Annotated in this window: 14 protein-coding genes; all 14 read right to left on the bottom strand. The window is 71.6% G+C overall.

The genetic code is table 11. The features are described from left to right. Positions 1-62: 62 nt before the first annotated feature. Positions 63-2,210 (bottom strand): sunset domain-containing protein, encoded by a 2,148-nt coding sequence (locus tag UO65_RS36590; RefSeq protein WP_052020778.1) that lies wholly within the window; start codon positions 2,208-2,210, stop codon positions 63-65. Positions 2,211-2,360: 150 nt separating this feature from the next. Further along, positions 2,361-3,377, bottom strand: a complete 1,017-nt coding sequence (locus tag UO65_RS05685) for a polyprenyl synthetase family protein (protein ID WP_035279425.1) — start codon at positions 3,375-3,377, stop codon at positions 2,361-2,363. Positions 3,378-3,556: 179 nt separating this feature from the next. Next, positions 3,557-5,146: an NADH-quinone oxidoreductase subunit NuoN gene (gene nuoN / locus UO65_RS05680; protein WP_035279622.1), complete on the bottom strand. Its 1,590-nt coding sequence runs from the start codon at positions 5,144-5,146 to the stop codon at positions 3,557-3,559. After that, the gene (locus tag UO65_RS05675; protein WP_035279423.1) at positions 5,146-6,774 is read right to left on the bottom strand and encodes an NADH-quinone oxidoreductase subunit M; all 1,629 of its coding nucleotides are present in this window, start codon (positions 6,772-6,774) and stop codon (positions 5,146-5,148) included. Before UO65_RS05675 ends, nuoN begins: the two co-directional genes overlap by 1 nt. After that, on the bottom strand, positions 6,771-8,762 hold the full coding sequence (gene nuoL, locus UO65_RS05670) for an NADH-quinone oxidoreductase subunit L (protein WP_233427453.1): 1,992 nt from the start codon (positions 8,760-8,762) through the stop codon (positions 6,771-6,773). Before nuoL ends, UO65_RS05675 begins: the two co-directional genes overlap by 4 nt. A gap of 10 nt (positions 8,763-8,772) precedes the next feature. After that, positions 8,773-9,072 (bottom strand): NADH-quinone oxidoreductase subunit NuoK, encoded by a 300-nt coding sequence (gene nuoK / locus UO65_RS05665; protein WP_035279422.1) that lies wholly within the window; start codon positions 9,070-9,072, stop codon positions 8,773-8,775. Beyond that, the gene (locus UO65_RS05660) at positions 9,069-9,899 is read right to left on the bottom strand and encodes an NADH-quinone oxidoreductase subunit J (RefSeq protein WP_035279615.1); all 831 of its coding nucleotides are present in this window, start codon (positions 9,897-9,899) and stop codon (positions 9,069-9,071) included. Before UO65_RS05660 ends, nuoK begins: the two co-directional genes overlap by 4 nt. 8 nt (positions 9,900-9,907) lie before the next feature. Beyond that, on the bottom strand, positions 9,908-10,432 hold the full coding sequence (nuoI, locus tag UO65_RS05655) for an NADH-quinone oxidoreductase subunit NuoI (protein WP_035279420.1): 525 nt from the start codon (positions 10,430-10,432) through the stop codon (positions 9,908-9,910). Continuing rightward, positions 10,429-11,730: an NADH-quinone oxidoreductase subunit NuoH gene (gene nuoH / locus UO65_RS05650; protein ID WP_035279419.1), complete on the bottom strand. Its 1,302-nt coding sequence runs from the start codon at positions 11,728-11,730 to the stop codon at positions 10,429-10,431. The genes nuoI and nuoH overlap by 4 nt, the downstream gene beginning before the upstream one ends. Next, positions 11,727-14,180 carry an NADH-quinone oxidoreductase subunit G gene (locus UO65_RS05645; protein WP_035279418.1) on the bottom strand — a complete coding sequence of 818 codons (2,454 nt, stop codon included), beginning with the start codon at positions 14,178-14,180 and terminating at the stop codon, positions 11,727-11,729. The genes nuoH and UO65_RS05645 overlap by 4 nt, the downstream gene beginning before the upstream one ends. After that, the gene (nuoF, locus tag UO65_RS05640) at positions 14,177-15,502 is read right to left on the bottom strand and encodes an NADH-quinone oxidoreductase subunit NuoF (RefSeq protein WP_035279417.1); all 1,326 of its coding nucleotides are present in this window, start codon (positions 15,500-15,502) and stop codon (positions 14,177-14,179) included. The genes UO65_RS05645 and nuoF overlap by 4 nt, the downstream gene beginning before the upstream one ends. After that, entirely contained in the window at positions 15,499-16,359 is an 861-nt protein-coding gene (gene nuoE, locus UO65_RS05635; protein ID WP_052020777.1) for an NADH-quinone oxidoreductase subunit NuoE, read from the bottom strand. Before nuoE ends, nuoF begins: the two co-directional genes overlap by 4 nt. Beyond that, complete coding sequence (locus UO65_RS05630; RefSeq protein WP_035279415.1) at positions 16,356-17,753, bottom strand: NADH-quinone oxidoreductase subunit D; 1,398 nt, start codon at positions 17,751-17,753, stop codon at positions 16,356-16,358. The genes nuoE and UO65_RS05630 overlap by 4 nt, the downstream gene beginning before the upstream one ends. Continuing rightward, complete coding sequence (locus tag UO65_RS05625; RefSeq protein WP_052020776.1) at positions 17,750-18,550, bottom strand: NADH-quinone oxidoreductase subunit C; 801 nt, start codon at positions 18,548-18,550, stop codon at positions 17,750-17,752. The genes UO65_RS05630 and UO65_RS05625 overlap by 4 nt, the downstream gene beginning before the upstream one ends. Positions 18,551-18,560: the final 10 nt, after the last annotated feature.

Here is an 18,560-nt window from a genome sequence, read left to right as displayed (position 1 = left end):
GCGCGGCCCGTCCGCGCGCCCTGGAACTTGCTACCACCCGCGCCCGGCGGACGCCAGTCGCCTCACGGGAGCGGGCGGAACCCGACCCGTTCGGCGTCGTCGACCGAGCGGAACCACACCTCGGCGACGGTCCGGTCGAACTTCGGCGACTCCGGGGAGCAGTAGCGCAGCGCGGTCACGCTGGCCTTGATCGTGTACTCGCCCGACGGCGGGCGGCCACCGGGCAGCGGCATCGCCGAACCGGGGCCGAACGGGCCGGGCGGCACGAACGGGTCGACGCCGCCCGCGGTCTGCTGGAGCGTGCGGGCACCGCGCCTGCGCTGCTGGGCGTGCGCCGGGGCCGCCTCCGCCTTGGCCGCCGGGGCCTCGTCGACCGGGACGATCGGCTCGAACAGGGACCGTTCCCGGCCGCCGTTGCTGGTGGTCTCCACGCCGAACGGGATGGGCGCGCCCATCGAGGCGGCGGGGACCTTCTGGCGCTCCGGCAGCGGCGCCGACCCGCCCGCGGCACCGGTCCCGCCGAACGGGACGCGGGTGCGCGGCCGGGAGGGGACGCGCTTGGGCAGCGGGTCGCCGGGGCGCTGCGGCCCGGCCGGGGTGTAGGCGGGGGTGATGCCCGCGAGGACCTCGGGCTCCCGGGCGGCGGGTTCCGGCTCCGGGGCGGGCTCGGGCTGGGGCTCGGGGCGGGGCTGCGGCTCAGGGCGGGAATGGGGCTCGGGGCGGGACTGGGGCTCGTCGGTCACCCGGGGCACGAAGGTGGTCTCCGCGGCGGCGGGCTCCGGGTCGGCCGGGCGCTCGTCGGTGATCCTGGGGACGATGCTGGTCTCGGCGGCGGGTTCCTCGACCGGCCTGCCGAACGGGGTCAGCTCGGGCAGCGCGCCGGAGAGCGACCCGGGGGCGTGCCTGCGGCGGTTCTCGGCGGGCAGCACCTCGTCGAGGTCCTGGTCCACGTCGTCGGCGAGGTCGTCGACCAGGGCGTCGTCGTCGGCGAGGTCCGCGTCGTGCTCGTCGCGGCGGGCGCGGCGGCGGCGGGTGCCGCGGTGGTCCTGGTCGGCGGGCGGTTCCTGGTCGACGCGGGGCTGGTCGGCGGGCTCGTCCTGGTCGGCGCGGTCGCCGCCGAGGTCGGTGTGGTCGAGGTCGGCGCGGTCGAGGTCGGCGGGCTGGTCGTGCTCGGCGTGGTCACCGTGCTCGGCGCGGTCCGCGTGGTCGAGGTCGGCGTGGTCGAGGTCGGCGCGGTGCTCGACGTGGTCGCGGTCCGGGTCGCCGTGGTCGGGGTGGCCCTGGTCGGGGTGGCCCTGGTCGGCGGTGTCCTGGTCGGCGCGGTGGTCGAGGTCGTCCTGGTCGGCGCCGTGGCGGGGGACGGCGTCGGGGTCGGGGGTGCTGTCGTCGAGGGAGCGGATCAGCGCGGCGGGGATGCGCTCGGTGTGCTGGGTGAAGATCGTGCCGTGGTCGTCACCATCGTCGACGAGGTCGATGCGGTCGTCGTCGGCGCGCTCGGCGTCGAGGTCGCGGGAGCGGCCGGGCAGGTCGTCGACGAGGTGCTCGCCGTCGGCGTCGCGGCCCGCGTACCAGCCGTCGCGGTCGTCGGCGAAGTCGTTCCCGCGGTCGTCGTGGGCGTGGGCGGCGAGGTCGCCCAGGTCGCCGAAGTGGGCCAGGTCGCCGCGGGTGGCACCGCTGTCGGTGTCGCGGTCGTCGTGGTCCCCGGGGGTGGGCGGGAGGTACCGGGTGGTCTCCGCGGCGGCCTCGGTGGGCACGAACAGGTTGCCGGGGGCGCGGTCGTCGTGGAAGTCGTCGCCGCGGTGGTCATCGCGGCGGTCGCGGAGGTCGTCGCCATGGTCGCCGTCGGCGCGGTCCGGGTGTGGGGCCGCGTCGTCGCGGTCGTACCCGTCGTGGCGGTTTTCGGGGTGGTGGTCGTCGGGGTGGTGGTCGTCAACGTCGTGGGCGGGGTCGTCGTGGAGGGGGCGGATGTCGCTGTCGCGGCGGTCGTACTCGTCGCGCTCGTCGGCGTAGCCGGGCACCACGGCGGTGCGCTCGGGGGTGGGGGCCTGCTCGGTGCCGCGCACCGGCTCGACCCGGCGGTCCTCGGCCAGCCTGCGCTCCAGCACCAAGACCCGCTTGCGGGCCGGGTTGGCGATCAGCAGCCAGCACAGCAGGGAACCGACCAGGAAACCGGCGAGGCTCCAGACCCACACCTGCCCGAAGAACGGCATCGCCGACGTCTCCCTCCCCGGCCGCGCCATGGGGTGGACGCGGGTGAAACGGTTGCCCAAGCGTAGGGAAGGCTACTGCGAGCGGGTGAGCAGGACATGTGCGACCGGGGTTTTCGCCGCGATGTCACAATCCGCGACACGCCAGGTGGCTCAGCGCGTGCGCTCGACCACGTAGCGTGTGAGCAGTTCCAGGGCGTCGCGGGCGGCACCGGCGGGCAGGGCGGCCAGCTCCGCGTGCGCCCGGTCGGCGTAGCTGTCGAGGGTCTTGCGGGCGCGCTCCAGGCCCGAGGAGCGGCGCAGCAGCTCCAGCGCCTCCTCGACCTCGGCGTCGTCGTGGACGGGTCCGGCGAGCAGCCGGGCCAGCCGGGGGTCGGCGTCGTCGGCGAGGGCGTAGAGCATCGGCAGCGTGCGGACGCCCTCGCGCAGGTCGGTGCCCGGGGTCTTGCCGGACTCGGTGGCGGGTGAGGCGATGTCGATGACGTCGTCGGAGATCTGGAACGCGGCGCCGATGACCTCGCCGAAGCGGTACAGCGCCTCGGTCTGCGCCGCGGGGGCACCGGAGAACATGCCGCCGTAGCGGCCGGAGGTGGCGATGAGCGACCCGGTCTTCTGCCCGATCACCGACAGGTAGTGCTCGATCGGGTCGTCGTCGCGCGGGCCGACGGTCTCGCGCATCTGCCCGGTCACCAGCTCGCGCATGGTTTCGGCGATCACCCGGGTGGCCACCGGGCCCAGGTCGGCGACCAGCATCGAGGCGTGCGCGAAGAGGAAGTCGCCGGTGAGGATGGCGATGGAGTTGTCCCAGCGGGCGTTGGCGCTCTCGTCGCCGCGGCGCATGGTGGCCTCGTCCATCACGTCGTCGTGGTAGAGCGTGGCGAGGTGGACCAGCTCGACGGCGGCCGCTGCGGCGACCACGGCGTCCGTCGCGCCCTCGTTGACCTCGGCGGCCAGCAGGGTGAACAGCGGGCGGAAGCGCTTGCCGCCTGCCTTGACCAGGTGCAGCGCCGCCTGGTCGACGAAGTCGACGTCGCTGTGCACGACCGCGCGCAGCAGGTCCTCGACCCGGCCGAGGTCCGCGCCGACGCGGGCGATCAGCGCCGGGTCAGCCGAGTCGAGCCCGAGGAACGCGGGCAGGTCCGGCTGGGCGGAGTTCTCGGTGGCAGTCACTGCTTCGGCACTCCTGATCGGGTGGGCTGGTCGCGGAAACGAGCGTACTTGGCGAGTGAACCCTCACCGCGCGCTGCGGGCTCCGGACCACTGACAACGTGGCCGACCCCACAGGGTGTCCCCGAACGCGTGAGGGGCCGGGCACAGTCCGTGCCCGGCCCCTCACGCGGATCGCTGCTTTACCGGATGGCGAACGCCCCGCCCGCCGCCCAGTCGAGGGCGAACGAGGGCAGGATGCCCAGCAGCAGGGTGACCAACACGCCCAGGGTGATCGCGGCGGTGGTGAACGCGCCCGGAACGGTGACGGTCGGGCCGTCCGCAGCGGGCTCGCTGAAGTACATCAGCACGATGACCCGCAGGTAGAAGAACGCCGCGACCGCGGAGGCGACCAGCGCGATCACCACCAGCGGGGCCATGCCGTCGTCGATCGCGGCCTCGAACACCACGAACTTGCCGACGAACCCGCTGGTCAGCGGGATGCCCGCGAGGGCGAGCAGCAGGAAGGTGAACACCCCGGCCACCAGCGGCGACCGCTTCGCCAGCCCCGCCCACTGCGACAGGTGCGTGGCCTCGCCGGAGGAGTCGCGCACCAGGCTGATCACGCCGAACGCCGCCAGCGTGGTGAAGCCGTAGGTGAGCAGGTAGAACAGCGTGCCGGACAGGCCCCGGTCGGTCAGCGCGATGGCGCCGATGAGCAGGAAGCCCGCGTGCGCCACCGAGGAGTAGGCGATCATCCGCTTCACGTCGGTCTGGGTGAGGCCGAGGATCGCGCCGATGACCATGGATGCGATCGCCACGCCCCACAGCACCCCGCGCCACTCCCACTGCGTCGACTCGAACGCGACCTGGAGCACCCGCAGGATGCCGCCGAACGCGGCGACCTTGGTGCAGGCGGCCATGAACGCGGTGACCGGGGTCGGGGCGCCCTGGTAGACGTCCGGGGTCCAGGTGTGGAACGGGCCGACCGACGCCTTGAACAGCAGGCCGACGACCAGCAGGCCCATGCCCGCGAACAGCAGCGTGTCGGAGCGGTCGGTGCCCGCGGCGGCGGCGGAGATGTCGGCCAGGCGCACCGAGCCCGCGTAGCCGTAGAGCAGGGCCACGCCGTAGAGGAAGAACGCCGAGGCGAACGCGCCGAGCAGGAAGTACTTGACCGCCGCCTCCTGCGACAGCAGCCGACGGCGCCGGGCCAGGCCGCACATCAGGTACAGCGGCAGCGACAGCACTTCCAGCGCGATGAACATGGTGAGCAGGTCGTTGGCCGCGCAGAAGATCATCATGCCGCCGAGCGCGAACAGCGTCAGCGGGAAGACCTCGGTCTGCATCCCGGTCGCGGTGACCTGCGCCCGGTCCTGCACGGTGCCCGGCCGGATGGCCGCGGTGGCCACGAACGCGCCGCCCGGCTCGACCGAGCGGTCGGCGATGAGCAGCACCGCGCCCACCGACAGCGCCAGCAGCGTGCCCCACAGGAACAGGGCGGGCCGGTCGACCGCGAGGGTGTTGAACATGGCCATCTCGCCCGCCTCCGGCGCGTCGGACAGGTAGGTCGCCAGGGCGACCCCCGCTCCGGCGAGCGCGAGCAGGGACAGGGCGACCTGGGCGGGCCAGCGCTGGTGGCGGGGCAGGAACGCCTCGAACAGCACGCCGACGCAGGCCGCGGCCAGCACGATCAGGATCGGCCACACCGCGTCCAGCGCGGGCGGGTCGATCTTGGCCGGTGCCGGGGACGGCACCGGCTGGACCTGTGCGAGGAACAGGACCGAGGACATCACGGACACTGCGACTGCCTCTCTGCGGACTGGACCGGGTCGGCCTGGCCCGCCGCGCACATCGTGGCGTCCACGGTGGGCGCCACGGTGGCGAGCACGGGCTTGGGGAACAGACCCAGGCCGACGATCAGCACGAGCAGCGGGGCGAGGACCCACTTCTCGCGGCCGGTCAGGTCGAGGATCTTCTTGGTCTCGGTCTGGGTGGCGGTGGCGAGGGCGCCACCGGCGCTGCTGCCCCCGGAGACCGGCTCACCCGGCTCGACCCCGACCAGCGCGGCGCCGCGCAGCGGCCCCTGCATGATCCGCTGGTAGAGCCAGAGCACGTAGAGCGCGGCGAAGACCATGCCGACGGTGGCGATGATCGTGTAGACCGGCGCCTTCGGGAAGGAGCCGATGAGCACGAGGAACTCGGAGATGAACGAGTTCGTGCCGGGCAGCGACAGCGAGCTGAGCCCGGCGATGAGCAGCATCCCGGCCAGCAGCGGGGTCAGCTTCGCCATGCCGCCGTAGTCGGCGATGCGCGACGAGCCGCCGCGGGCGATGACCATGCCGATCACCAGGATGAGCATCCCGGTGGCGATGCTGTGGTTGACCATGTAGGTCACCGAGCCGGTCATGGCCTGCGAGCTGAACGAGAAGATGCCCAGCGCGATGAACCCGAAGTGGGCGATCGACACGTAGGCCACGAACCGCTTCATGTCCGACTGGCCCACCGCGAGCAGCGAGCCGTAGACCACACCGGCCACCGCGAGCACCAGCACCAGCGGGGCGAGTTCCGCGCTGGCCGCCGGGAACAGCGGCAGCAGGTAGCGCAGGAACCCGAAGGTGCCGACCTTGTCCAGGATGCCGACGAGCAGCACGGCGACGCCGATCGGCGCCTCCGCGGTGGCGTCGGGCAGCCAGGTGTGCAGCGGCACCAGCGGCGCCTTGATGGCGAAGGCGACGAAGAAGCCGAGGAACAGCCAGATCTGCGTCGACAGCGGCGCGTCGCTGACCGTGCGGACCAGGGTGGCCCAGTCGAAGGTGCCCGAGCCCAGTTCGTCGGCGGACATCACGTAGAGCGCGATGACCGAGGCCAGCATGATCAGGCCGCCGAGGAACGAGTACAGGAAGAACTTGACCGCCGCGTACTGCCTGCGCGCGCCCCCGTAGGAGCCGATCAGGAAGTACATCGGGATCAGCATGATCTCGAACAGCACGTAGAACAGGAACACGTCGGTCGCGGCGAACACGCCGACGGTCAGCGCCTGCTCCAGCAGGATCAGCGCGAAGAACCCGCCCGCGGTGCGGCCCTCGGGCAGCTTCTCCGACCAGCCCGCGCCGATCACCAGCGGGACCAGCAGGCCGATGACGGCGATCATCACCAGCGCGATGCCGTCGACGCCGAAGGAGACGTGCACCCCGAACGCCGGAATCCAGTCGAAGGAGAACGACTGCTGAATCCGGGCGCCGCCGGTGTCGAACAGCACCCAGGACGCGATGGCCAGGGCGAACTCGGCCAGCGAGAAGCCCAGCGCGGTCAGCTTGGCCGTGCGGGCGTCGGCCCGCAGCGCGGTGACCACCCCCGCGCCGACCAGCGGGAGCAGCAGCAGCGCTGCCAGCACCCAGGAATTGGTCGCCGACGTCATGCGAACCTCACCATCAGCAGTGCGGCGATCACCAGGATCGACCCTCCGAGCATGGACAGCGCGTAGGACCGGACGAACCCGGTCTGGGTGCGGCGCAGGCGGCCGGAACTGCCGCCGAGGCCCGCCGCGATGCCGTTGACCAGACCGTCCACGCCGCGGTTGTCCACGTACACCAGGGCCCGGGTGAGCCAGGTGCCGGGACGGGCGAACAGCGCCTCGTTGAGGTGGTTGCCGAACAGGTCGGCGCGCGCGGCGCGGACCGGGAACGACACCCGCTTGGGCCGCTCGACCGCGGTCTCGCGCCTGCCGAAGAGCAGGAACGCCAGACCCGCGCCGATCGCGGCGAGCACGACGGTGAGGATGCCGACCATGGTGTGCGACAGCGCGCCGTGGGTCTCCTCGACCTCACCGATGGCCGGGGTCAGCCACTCGGGCAGCACCGCGGACAGGATCGCGCCGCCCGCCACCGAGCCGAACGCCAGGATGATCATCGGGATGGTCATCGTGCTGGGCGACTCGTGCGGGTGGTACGGCTTGCCGACCGGCGCCTCGGGGCTCTCCGGGTCCGGGGTGGCCGGGCTGGTCAGGTTCTCCCAGCGCGGCTTGCCCAGCCAGACCAGGATGAGCAGCCGGGTCATGTAGAACGCGGTCAGGGCCGCGCCCAGCAGCGCGATGCCGCCGAAGACCCAGCCCCGGGTGCCGCCCTGGCCGAGCGCGGCGTTGATGATCTCGTCCTTGGAGAAGTACCCGGACAGGAACGGGAAGCCGATCAGCGCCAGGTAGCCCAGGGTCCAGGTGACGAACGTGACGGGCATCTTCTTCCACAGCCCGCCCATCCGCCGGATGTCGCCCTCGTCGTTCATGGCGTGCATGACCGACCCGGCGCCGAGGAACAGCCCGGCCTTGAAGAAGCCGTGCGTGAGCAGGTGCAGGATGCCGAAGGCGTACCCGGCCGGGCCGAGGCCCACGGCCAGGATCATGTAGCCGATCTGGCTGACCGTCGAGTACGCCAGGACCTTCTTGAAGTCGTCGTAGGCGCAGCCGATGACGCACCCGAGCAGCAGCGTGATCGCACCGATGATCATCACGACCAGTCGGGCGTCCTCGGCCTGCGGCAGCGAGTACAGCGGCGAGGAGCGGGCGATGAGGTACACGCCCGCGGTCACCATGGTCGCGGCGTGGATCAGCGCGGACACCGGCGTCGGACCGGCCATCGCGTCCGGCAGCCAGGCCTGCAGCGGGAACTGGCCGGACTTGCCGCAGGCACCGAGGAGCAGCAGCAGGCCGATCGCCACGATGGTGCCGGTGGACTGGTCGCCGATCTGGCTGAACACCACGTCGTACTGGGTGGAGCCCATGGTCTTGAACATCAGGAAGATCGCCAGCGCCAGGCCGACGTCACCGACGCGGTTCATCAGGAACGCCTTCTTCGCCGCCGTGGCCGCGAAGTCCTTGCCCTGGTACCAGCCGATGAGCAGGTAGGACGCGAGACCGACGCCCTCCCAGCCGAAGTAGAGCGTCACGAAGCTGTTGCCGAGGACCAGCAGGAGCATGGCCGCGATGAACAGGTTCAGGTAGGCGAAGAACCGGCGCCGGTCCTCCAGCTCGTGGTTCAGGTAGCCGATCGAGTAGATGTGGATCAGCGAGCCCACACCGGTGATCAGCAGCACGAACGTGATGGACAGCGGGTCCAGCCGCAGGCCGAAGTCGACCGAGAGCTGGTTGACCGAGATCCAGTCGAACAGGTGCAGGTCCCGCAGCCGGTCCTCGGCCGCGAGCGAGGTCGTGTCGAAGAACAGCACCACCGCGTAGGCGAAGGCCGCGATGACCATCCCGCTGCCGAGCAGGTGGCCCCACTTGTTGGTGCGCCTGCCGCCGATCAGCAGGACGGCGGCGCCGAGGGCGGGCAGGACCAGCAGCAGCCAGGCCGCGCTCGCCGCCCCGGCCGCGGGCTGGGTGTCCAGCGCCAGGTTGAACGTTCCGGTCACCGAGTTCCCCTTAGTACTTCAGCAGGTTCGAGTCGTCGACCGACGCGGTCCGGCGGGTGCGGAAGATCGACAGGATGATCGCCAGGCCGACCACGACCTCGGCGGCCGCGACGACCATCACGAAGAACCCCATGACCTGCCCGTGCAGGTCGCCGTTGAGCCGGGCGAAGGTCACCAGCGACAGGTTCACCGCGTTGAGCATCAGCTCGACGCACATGAACACGACGATGGCGTTGCGCCGCACCAGCACGCCGACGGCGCCGATGGTGAACAGCAGCGCGGACAGCAGCAGGTAGTACGTCGGCGTCATCGCGACTCCTCCTTGCCGGGGGCGAGGGCGCGGGTCCCGGCGGCCGGGCCGGTGCCCGCGACGGACTCGCGCTCGGCCGCGAGCTTGTCCGCGGTGGTGGACTCGATGAGCCGCGACAGCGACTCCGGGGCGACCGAGCCGTCGGGCAGCAGGGCCGGGGTGGCCACCGAGTTGGCGGTGGCGAACACGCCGGGGCCGGGCAGCGGGGACGGCCGGTCGTGCTCGCCGCGGAAGCGGGCCTCGACCAGTTCCTTCTGCGTCCTGCGGCCGCGCTGCTCGCGGTTGACGTAGCCCAGGACCATCGCGCCGACGGCGGCGGTGATCAGCAGCGCCGAGGTCAGCTCGAACGGGAACAGGTAGTCCGAGAAGATGAGCTGCCCGATGTTGGCCACGTTGCCGCGACCGCCGTTGGCGGTGTCGGCGGCGAGGCCCTGGTCGGTGACGTCGATCAGCGAGCGGGCCACGGCGCCGGTGATGAGCACCGCGAGGCCGACGCCGAGGACCCCGGCCCACAGCCGCTGCCCGCGCAGCACCTCGACCACCGAGTCCGAGGCGTCGCGGCCGACGAGCATCAGCACGAACAGGAACAGCATCATGATCGCGCCGGTGTAGACGATGATCTGCACGAAGCCGAGGAACGGCGCCTGCTGGACCATGTAGATGCAGCCGAGGCTGAGCATCGTCATCACCAGGAACAGCGCGGAGTGCACCGCGTTGCGGGCGAAGATCATGCCCAGCGCGCCCGCGAGGGCGAGCGGGCCCAGGACCCAGAAGGACACGGCCTCACCGGTGGAGACGGTGGCGGCGCCCTGCTGGGCGAGGAGCATGGTGGCGCTCACTTGGGCGTCTCCCCTCGGGCGAGCTGCGGGCCGTTGACGTAGTAGTCCTGCTCGTTGTCACCGAGGCGCATCGGGTGCGGCGGCTGCTCCATCCCGGGCAGCAGCGGCGCGAGCAGCTCCTCCTTGGTGTAGATCAGCCGCTGCCGGTCGTCGTCGGCCAGCTCGAAGTCGTTGAGCATGGTCAGCGAGCGGGTCGGGCAGGCCTCGATGCACAGGCCGCAGCCGATGCAGCGCAGGTAGTTGATCTGGTAGTCGGCGCCGTAGCGCTCCCCCGGGGAGTAGCGCTCGTCGTCGGAGTTGTCGCCGCCCTCGACGAAGATCGCGTCCGCCGGGCAGGCCCACGCGCACAGCTCGCAGCCGACGCACTTCTCCAGCCCGTCCGGGTGCCGGTTGAGCTGGTGGCGGCCGTGGTAGCGGGGCGCGGTGCCGGGGAAGTCCTCCGGGTACTCCTCAGTCACGACCTTCTTGAACATCGTGCTGAAGGTGACCCCGAAGCCCTTCAAGGGATCGAAGATGCTCACTGCTCAGTCTCCTTCTCGGCGCCTGCGCCCACCGACGCGGTCTGGCGCTTGCGGCGCACCCGGCGCGGGGCCGCGGCGTCCTTGTCCGGGACGACCAGGTCCAGCGGCGGGATCGGGTAGCCGCCGCCGGTGACCGGCACCCGGTCGGAGTCCTCGTCCGGCGCCGCGCGGTCGGGCAGCAGGAAGCTGAGCCCGATCAACACGACCAGCACGATGCCGCCCGCGACCAGGATCGTCGTCGCGGAGATCTCGGCCTCGTTGCGGAACGCGCGCAGCGCGACCACCAGCACGATCCACACCAGGTTCGCCGGGACCAGGATCTTCCAGCCCAGCCGCATGAACTGGTCGTAGCGCATGCGGGGCAGGGTGCCGCGCAGCCAGATGAACACGAACAGGAAGAACCAGGTCTTGGTGAAGAACCACAGCAGCGGCCACCAGCCGGTGTTGAAGTAGTTGTCCCCGATCAGCGACACCGGCCACGGCGCCATGTACCCGCCGAGGAACAGCGTGGTGCAGAACGCGGAGACGATGACCATGTTGACGTACTCGGCGAGGAAGAACAGCGCGAACTTCATCGAGCTGTACTCGGTGTGGAAGCCGCCGACCAGCTCCGACTCGGCCTCGGGGAGGTCGAACGGGGCGCGGTTGGTCTCACCGACCATGGAGACGCAGTAGATGAGGAAGCTGGGGATCAGCAGGTAGAAGTACCAGCCACTGGCTTGCGCGTCGACGATGTCGCCGGTGGACAGCGATCCGGTGTAGAGGATGACCGCCACGATCGACAGGCCCATGGCGATCTCGTAGGAGATCACCTGCGCCGCCGAGCGCAGACCGCCCAGCAGCGGGTACGGCGAGCCGGAGGCCCAACCCGCGAGCACGATGCCGTAGACGCCGAGCGAGGAGCAGGCCAGCACCACCAGCACGCCGACCGGCAGGTCGACGAGCTGGAGCACGGTGCGCTCGCCGAAGATCGAGACCTCCGGGCCGAACGGGATCACCGAGAAGGCCAGGAACGCCGGGATGGTGGAGATGATCGGCGCCAGGAAGTAGACCTTCCGGTCGGCCGTGTCCGGGATGATCTGCTCCTTGAACGGGAGCTTGATCGCGTCCGCGATGGACTGGAACCAGCCGTTGGGCCCGACCCGGTTGGGGCCGGGGCGGTGCTGCATCCTGGCGACGATCTTGCGCTCCAGGATGATCATCGCCATGGTGGCCAGGGCGCCGAGCAGCAGCAGCGCCACGGCCTTGATCAGGATCAGCCAGAGCGGGTCGTCCGCGAGCAGTTGGGCCCTGGTCATGCGTTGCCTCCAGCGTTCACGGACACCACGTCGCCGTGGCCTGCCCCGAGGACCCGGCGGGGAGCCGAGCCGGGCGAGTTCGCGGGCAGCCAGACCACGCCGTCGGGCAGGTCGGCGATCAGCACCGGCAGGGTCAGCGCGCCCCGGTTGGTGGAGACGCTGATGTCGCCACCCGGTGCGACGCCCAGCGCGGCGGCGGTGCCGGGCGAGACCCGGGCCACGACCGGGCGGGCGGTGCCCGCCAGGTGCGGCTCGTCCACCTGGAGCGACCCGTCGTCCAGCAGCATCCGCCAGGTCGACAGCACGACCTGCCCGGCGGCCGGGGTGACCGGTTCGGCCGCGACCGAGGGGGCGGGGGTGGTGCGCGCCACGGACGGCAGCCTGGCCAGGTCGGCCGCGCTGGCGGCCGGGGTCTGGGTGAACAGGTCGACGTCCATCTCGACGGCGAGCGAGTCCAGCACCCGGCAGTCCGGCAGCGCGCCGGTGCCCGACAGGGTGTTGCCGAACGGGCGGACCCGGCCCTCCCAGTTGACGTAGGAGCCGGACTTCTCCACCGCCGGGGCGATGGGCAGGACCACGTCGGCGTGCGCGGTGACCGCGCTGTGCCGCAGCTCCAGGCTCACCACGAACCCGGTGGCGGCCAGCGCCCGCTCGGCGAGCTGCGGGTCGGCCAGGTCGAACGGGTCGACACCGCCGATGACCAGGCCGTCGATCATGCCAACGGACGCGGCGGAGAGGATGCCGTCGGTGTCGCGGCCCGGAGCCGGGGGCAGGCTGCCCTCGGCCAGGCCCCACACCTGCTCGACCGCGGCGCGGTCGCGGTGGTCGCTGACCAGGCGCCCGCCGGGCAGCAGGGTCGGCGCGGCACCGGCGTCGAGCGCGCCGCGCTCACCGGCGCGGCGCGGGACCCAGGCCACCTTGGCGCCGGTGGTCCCGGCCAGCCGCAGCACGGCGCTGAACAGGCCGGGCACCTCGGCGGCGCGCTCGCCGACGAGGACCACCGCACCGGGGGCGCCCAGCGCGGCGGCGGCGTCCGGGGCGTGGGTGCCCAGGCCGTCGAGCGCGGCGGGTTCGGCGCCCGGGGCGCAGGCCAGCAGGGTGGCGGAGGTCTTCTCCGCGCTGGGGCTGGTCCACTGCCCGACGTGGAACACCCGGGTCTTGTTCTGGCGGGCCGCCTTGCGCAGCCGCAGGAACACGATCGGCGACTCCTCCTCGGCCTCGAAGGCCACGGTGAGCACCGCGGGCGCCGCCTCCAGGTCGGCGTAGGAGACGCCGGTCTCCGGGGTGGTGCCGACGACCGCGGCGGCGAGGAAGTCCAGCTCCTCGGTCGAGTGCGGCCGGGCCCGGAAGTCGATGTCGTTGGTGCCCAGCGCGATCCGGGCGAACTTGGCGTAGGCGTAGGCGTCCTCGACGGTCAGCCGACCGCCGGTGAGCACCGCGGCGCCCTGGCCGTCGCGCGCCCTGGCCAGGCCCTCGGCCGCGACCTGGAGCGCGTCGGTCCAGCTCGTCTCGACCAGCTCACCGGTCGCGCGGTCGCGGACCATCGGCCGGGTCACCCGGTCGCCGACCCCGGTGTAGCGGAACGCGAAGCGGCCCTTGTCGCACAGCCACTCCTCGTTCACCTCCGGGTCGTCGCCCGCGAGCTTGCGCATGACCTTGCCGCGCCGCCAGTCGGTGCGCTGCGCGCAGCCCGACGAGCAGTGCTCGCACACGCTGGGCGTGGACACCAGGTCGAACGGCCGCGACCGGAACCGGTATGCGGCGGAGGTGAGCGCGCCGACCGGGCAGATCTGGATGGTGTTGCCGGAGAAGTAGCTCTGGAACGGCTTCTCCTCGGCGATGCCGATCTGCTGCTGGGCGCCGCGTTCGAGCAGTTCGATGAACGGGTCGCCCGCGATCTGCGCGGAGAAGCGGGTGCAGCGCTGGCAGAGCACGCAGCGCTCCCGGTCCAGCAGCACCTGGGTGGAGATCGGCAGCGGCTTGGCGAAGGTGCGCTTGGTCTCGACGAAGCGGGACTCGGTGCGCCCGTGCGCCATGGCCTGGTTCTGCAGCGGGCACTCGCCGCCCTTGTCGCAGATCGGGCAGTCCAGCGGGTGGTTGATGAGCAGCAGCTCCATCACACCCTGCTGGGCCTTGTCGGCGACCGGGGAGGTGATCTGGGTCTTGACCACCATGCCGTCGGCGACGGTGATGGTGCAGGAGGCCTGCGGCTTGGGCATCGGCCGCCCGCCCATCTCCACCTCGACCAGGCACTGGCGGCAGGCACCGGCCGGGTCGAGCAGGGGGTGGTCGCAGAACCGGGGGATGGTGATGCCGAGCCGCTCGGCGGTGCGGATGACCAGCTCGCCCTTGGGCGCGTCGACCTCCACCCCGTCGATGACCAGCCGCACGTGGCCCTCGGGAACCGGCGGCTTCTCGGTCGTGGTGGGGTTCTCCGGCGCGATCGTCATGAGTGCGCTCCCGCGAGTGCTGGGGCGGAGGTCTTCGCGTTCTGGTCGCAGAGCGCGAGGAACTCGTCCCGGAAGTACTTGATGCCGCTGGTGATCGGGCTGACCGCGCCGTCACCGAGGGCGCAGAACGAGCGGCCCAGGATGTTGTCGCAGATGTCGAGCAGCGTCTCGATGTCGGCGGGCGTGCCCTGGCCCGCGACCATCCGCTCCAGGATGCCGGTCAGCCAGTAGGTGCCCTCGCGGCACGGGGTGCACTTGCCGCAGGACTCGTGCTCGTAGAACTGGGTCCACTTCATGACCGCCCACGGCACGGACACGGTGTCGTTGAAGACCATCACCGCGGTGGTGCCCAGCATGGAGCCCGCCCCGGCCGCGCCCTCGAAGTCCAGCGGGACGTCGAGGTGCTCGGCGGTGAACATCGGCGTGGACGAGCCACCCGGCGTCCAGAACTTCAGCGGGATGCCGTCCTTCATGCCACCGGCCAGTTCCAGCAGCTCGCGCAGCGTGGTGCCCAGTGGCGCCTCGAACTGGCCGGGGTTGGTGACGTGCCCGGAGATCGAGTAGATCTTCGGGCCGGGCGACTTCTCGGTGCCCATGGTGCGGAACCAGTCCGACCCGCCGTTGACGATGAAGGGAACGCTGGCGATGGTCTCGACGTTGTTCACCGTGGTGGGCGCGGCGTAGAGGCCCGCCGCCGCCGGGAACGGCGGCTTGAGGCGGGGCTGGCCGCGGCGGCCCTCCAGCGAGTCGAGCAGCGCCGTCTCCTCACCGCAGATGTAGGCGCCCGCGCCCGCGTGCACGGTGATCTCCAGGTCGAACCCGGAGCCGAGGATGTTCGTCCCCAGGTACCCGGCGGCCTTGGCCTCGCGCACCGCCGCGTTGAGGCGGCGGATGCAGTGCAGGGCCTCGCCGCGCACGTAGATGAAGCAGTGGTGCGAGCGCATCGCGTACGAGGCGATGACGCAGCCCTCGATCAGCGAGTGCGGATCGGCCATCATCAGCGGGATGTCCTTGCACGTCCCGGGTTCGCCCTCGTCGGCGTTGATCACCAGGTAGTGCGGCTTGTCCTCGTTGGGCGGCATGAACGACCACTTGACGCCCGCCGGGAACCCGGCGCCGCCGCGGCCGCGCAGGCCGGAGGCCTTGACCAGCTCGACGAGCTGCTCGGGAGTCCCGCCCAGCGCCTTGCGCAGCGCGGTGTAGCCCTCGAGCTGCTCGTAGGTCTTGATCGACCACGAGGTGGGCGAGAGCCAGCGCTTGGTGAGGACCGGGGTGACCGGCGCGGGCTTGTTCGGGCCCGGGGCGGTAGTCGGTTCGGTCATTTCTTCTCCACCTCCGGCAGCGGCACGTCGTCCGGGTAGGGCACGGCGGTCCAGCCGCGGTCCTCGGCGAGCTTGGCGCCGCGCAGGGTTTCCACAGCGGCACTCGGACCGTCCACAGTGGCCCGGTAGTCCGCCTCGTCCTCCGGCCAGAACCCGGCCAGCTCCAGCTCCGCGGTGCGGAAGTCGCGCAGCGGGGCGCCCCGGGTGGGGGCGGGCTTCTCGCCCGCGCGCAGCGCGTCGACCAGGGCGACCGCCGACTCCGGGGTCTGGTTGTCGAAGAACTCGTAGTTCACCTGGATGACCGGGCCGAGGTCGCAGGCCGCCAGGCACTCGGCGTGCTCCAGCGTGATCGAGCCCGGCTCCCCCGGCTCGCCCGCGGTCTCGTTGTGCCCCAGCTTCTTCCCGTCGGAACCCAGGTGTTCGCCGAGCGCCTTGTAGATGTCGTCGCCGCCGAGCACCGCGCACAGGGTGTTGGTGCACACGCTGACCAGGTGCTCACCGCAGGTCTTGCGCTTGTACATGGTGTAGAAGGTCGCGACGGCGCTGACCTCGGCCGCGGTCAGGTCGAGCTGCGCGGCGCAGAACTGGATGCCCGCCTGGCTCACCCGGCCCTCCACCGACTGCACCAGGTGCAGCATCGGCAGCAGCGCCGAGCGCGACTGCGGGTAGCGGGTGATGATCGCCTGGGCCTTGCCCACGATCGGGTCGAAGACGCCCAGGTCCTCGACGTACTCGGCCACCAGGTGCTCGGCCGGGACCGGGGAGACACCCAGGACGTCGGTGTCGCGCACCGTCGCCTGGTGGGTGTCCCCGGCGCCGACGCCGGAGCCGCCGTAGGTGGAACCGGTGCTGCTCATCGGTCACATCCCCCCATCACCGGGTCGAGCGAGGCGACGGCCGCGATGACGTCGGCGACCATGCCGCCCTCGCTCATCGCGGGCATGGCCTGGAGGTTGACGAAGCTGGGTTCGCGCACGTGCACGCGCAGCGGCCGGGTGCCGCCGTCGGAGACCAGGTGGTAGCCCAGCTCCCCGCGCGGCGACTCGACCGGCACGTACACCTGGCCCGCCGGGACCGCGAAGCCCTCGGTGACCAGCTTGAAGTGGTGGATCAGCGACTCCATGGACTGGCCCATGATCTTGCGGACGTGCTCCAGGGAGTTGCCCATGCCGTCGGCGCCGATGGACAGCTTGGCGGGCCAGGCGATCTTCTGGTCGGCCACCATGACCGGGCCGGGCTCCAGCTTCTTCACCGCCTGCTTGATGATCCGCAGCGACTGGTGGATCTCCTCCAGCCGCAGCAGGTAGCGGGCGAAGGAGTCCGCGGCGGTGTCGGTCGGGACCTCGAAGTCGTACTCCTCGTAGCCGAGGTACGGCTCCACCTTGCGCAGGTCCCAGGCCAGGCCCGCGCTGCGCAGCACCGGACCGGTGATGCCCAGCGCCAGGCAGGCGTCCACCGGGAGGTAGCCGACGTCCTTGAGCCGGTTGCGCCAGATCGGCTGGCCGGTGAGCAGCTTGTCGTAGTCCGGCAGGCGCTTCTCCATCACCTTGACGAACTCGCTGATCTTGGTGGCGTAGTCGTCCGGCAGGTCTTGGGCGACGCCGCCGGGCCGGATGAACGCGTGGTTCATCCGCAGACCGGTCAGGTGCTCGAGCAGGTGCAGGGCTTCCTCGCGCTCGCGGAACCCGGAGGTCATCGCGGTCAGCGAACCCAGCTCCATGCCGCCGGTGGCCAGCGCCACCAGGTGCGAGCTGATCCGGTTGATCTCCAGCAGGATCACCCGGATGACCTGCGCGCGCCGCGGCGCCTCGACGCCGAGCAGCTTCTCCACCGCCAGGCAGTACGCGGCCTCGTTCGACAGCGGCGCCAGGTAGTCCATGCGCGTCACGAAGGTGACGCCCTGGGTCCAGGTGCGGTACTCGCAGTTCTTCTCGATGCCGGTGTGCAGGTACCCGATGACCGACCGGGCCTGGGTGACGGTCTCGCCCTCCAGCTCCAGCACCAGCCGCAGCACGCCGTGCGTCGACGGGTGCTGCGGGCCGAGGTTGATCACGATCCGCTCGTCGTGGACCGCGTCTTCCAGCACGTCGTCCCAGTCGCCGCCGGTGACCGTGTAGACGCGGCCCTCGGTGGTCTCGCGCTCCTGGGCGTAGTCGGCCTGGGCGGTGCTGTCGCTGCCCTCGGCGGTGGTGTCGGTGCCGGTGGCGGCGTCGGACAGGTTCTCGGCCTTGGTCCCGTGTGAGGTGGTCACGAGTACGACCTCCGCTGGTCGGGCGGAGGGATCTCCGCGCCCTTGTACTCGACGGGGATGCCGCCGAGCGGGTAGTCCTTGCGCTGAGGGTGGCCGTCCCAGTCGTCCGGCATGAGGATGCGGGTCAGCGCGGGGTGGCCGTCGTAGACGATGCCGAACATGTCCCACGCCTCGCGCTCGTGCCAGTCGGCGGTCGGGTAGACCTCGACGACCGACGGCACGTGCGCGTCGTCGACGTCGAGGGCGACCTCCAGCCGGATGCGGCGGCGGAACGTCATCGAGGTCAGGTGGTAGACCGAGTGCAGCCGCTGCGGCACGTCCACGCCGTAGTCCACACCGGACACCGAGCTGCACAGCTCGAACCGCAGCGCGGGCTCGTCGCGCAGCGTGCGGCACAGCTCCAGCAGGTGCTCGCGGCGCACGTAGAAGGTGATCTCCCCGTGCGAGACGGTCACCTGCTGCACGGCGGAGGCGGGGATGTCCCGGTTGGCCATCGCGGCGGTGAGGTCGTCGGCGAACTCGTCGAACCAGCCGCCGTAGGGCCGCTCGGCCGGGGCCGGGCTGAACGCGGGCAGCCGCAGGCCGCCGAAGCCGGAGGTGTCGCCGGTGCCGCTGATGCCGAACATGCCGGAGCGGGTGCGGCCGGTGACCAGCGGGGCCTTGGGCTCGGCGTCGCCGGGGCCGGTGACCTGCAAGCCCTCGTCGGGCTGCTGGGCGGAGGAGTCCGCGCCGCCGATCTCGTGACCGGCGTCGGACTCGGGGGTGGTGGGGTCTGGGGTGGTGGGATCGTCAGCCATTCGGGTTCAC

It is taken from the genome of Actinokineospora spheciospongiae (assembly GCF_000564855.1).
In the GTDB taxonomy this organism is placed as follows: Bacteria; Actinomycetota; Actinomycetes; order Mycobacteriales; family Pseudonocardiaceae; genus Actinokineospora; species Actinokineospora spheciospongiae.
The sequence above is the reverse complement of the archived record's forward strand: the minus strand, read 5'-3'. Positions and strand labels throughout refer to the sequence as shown.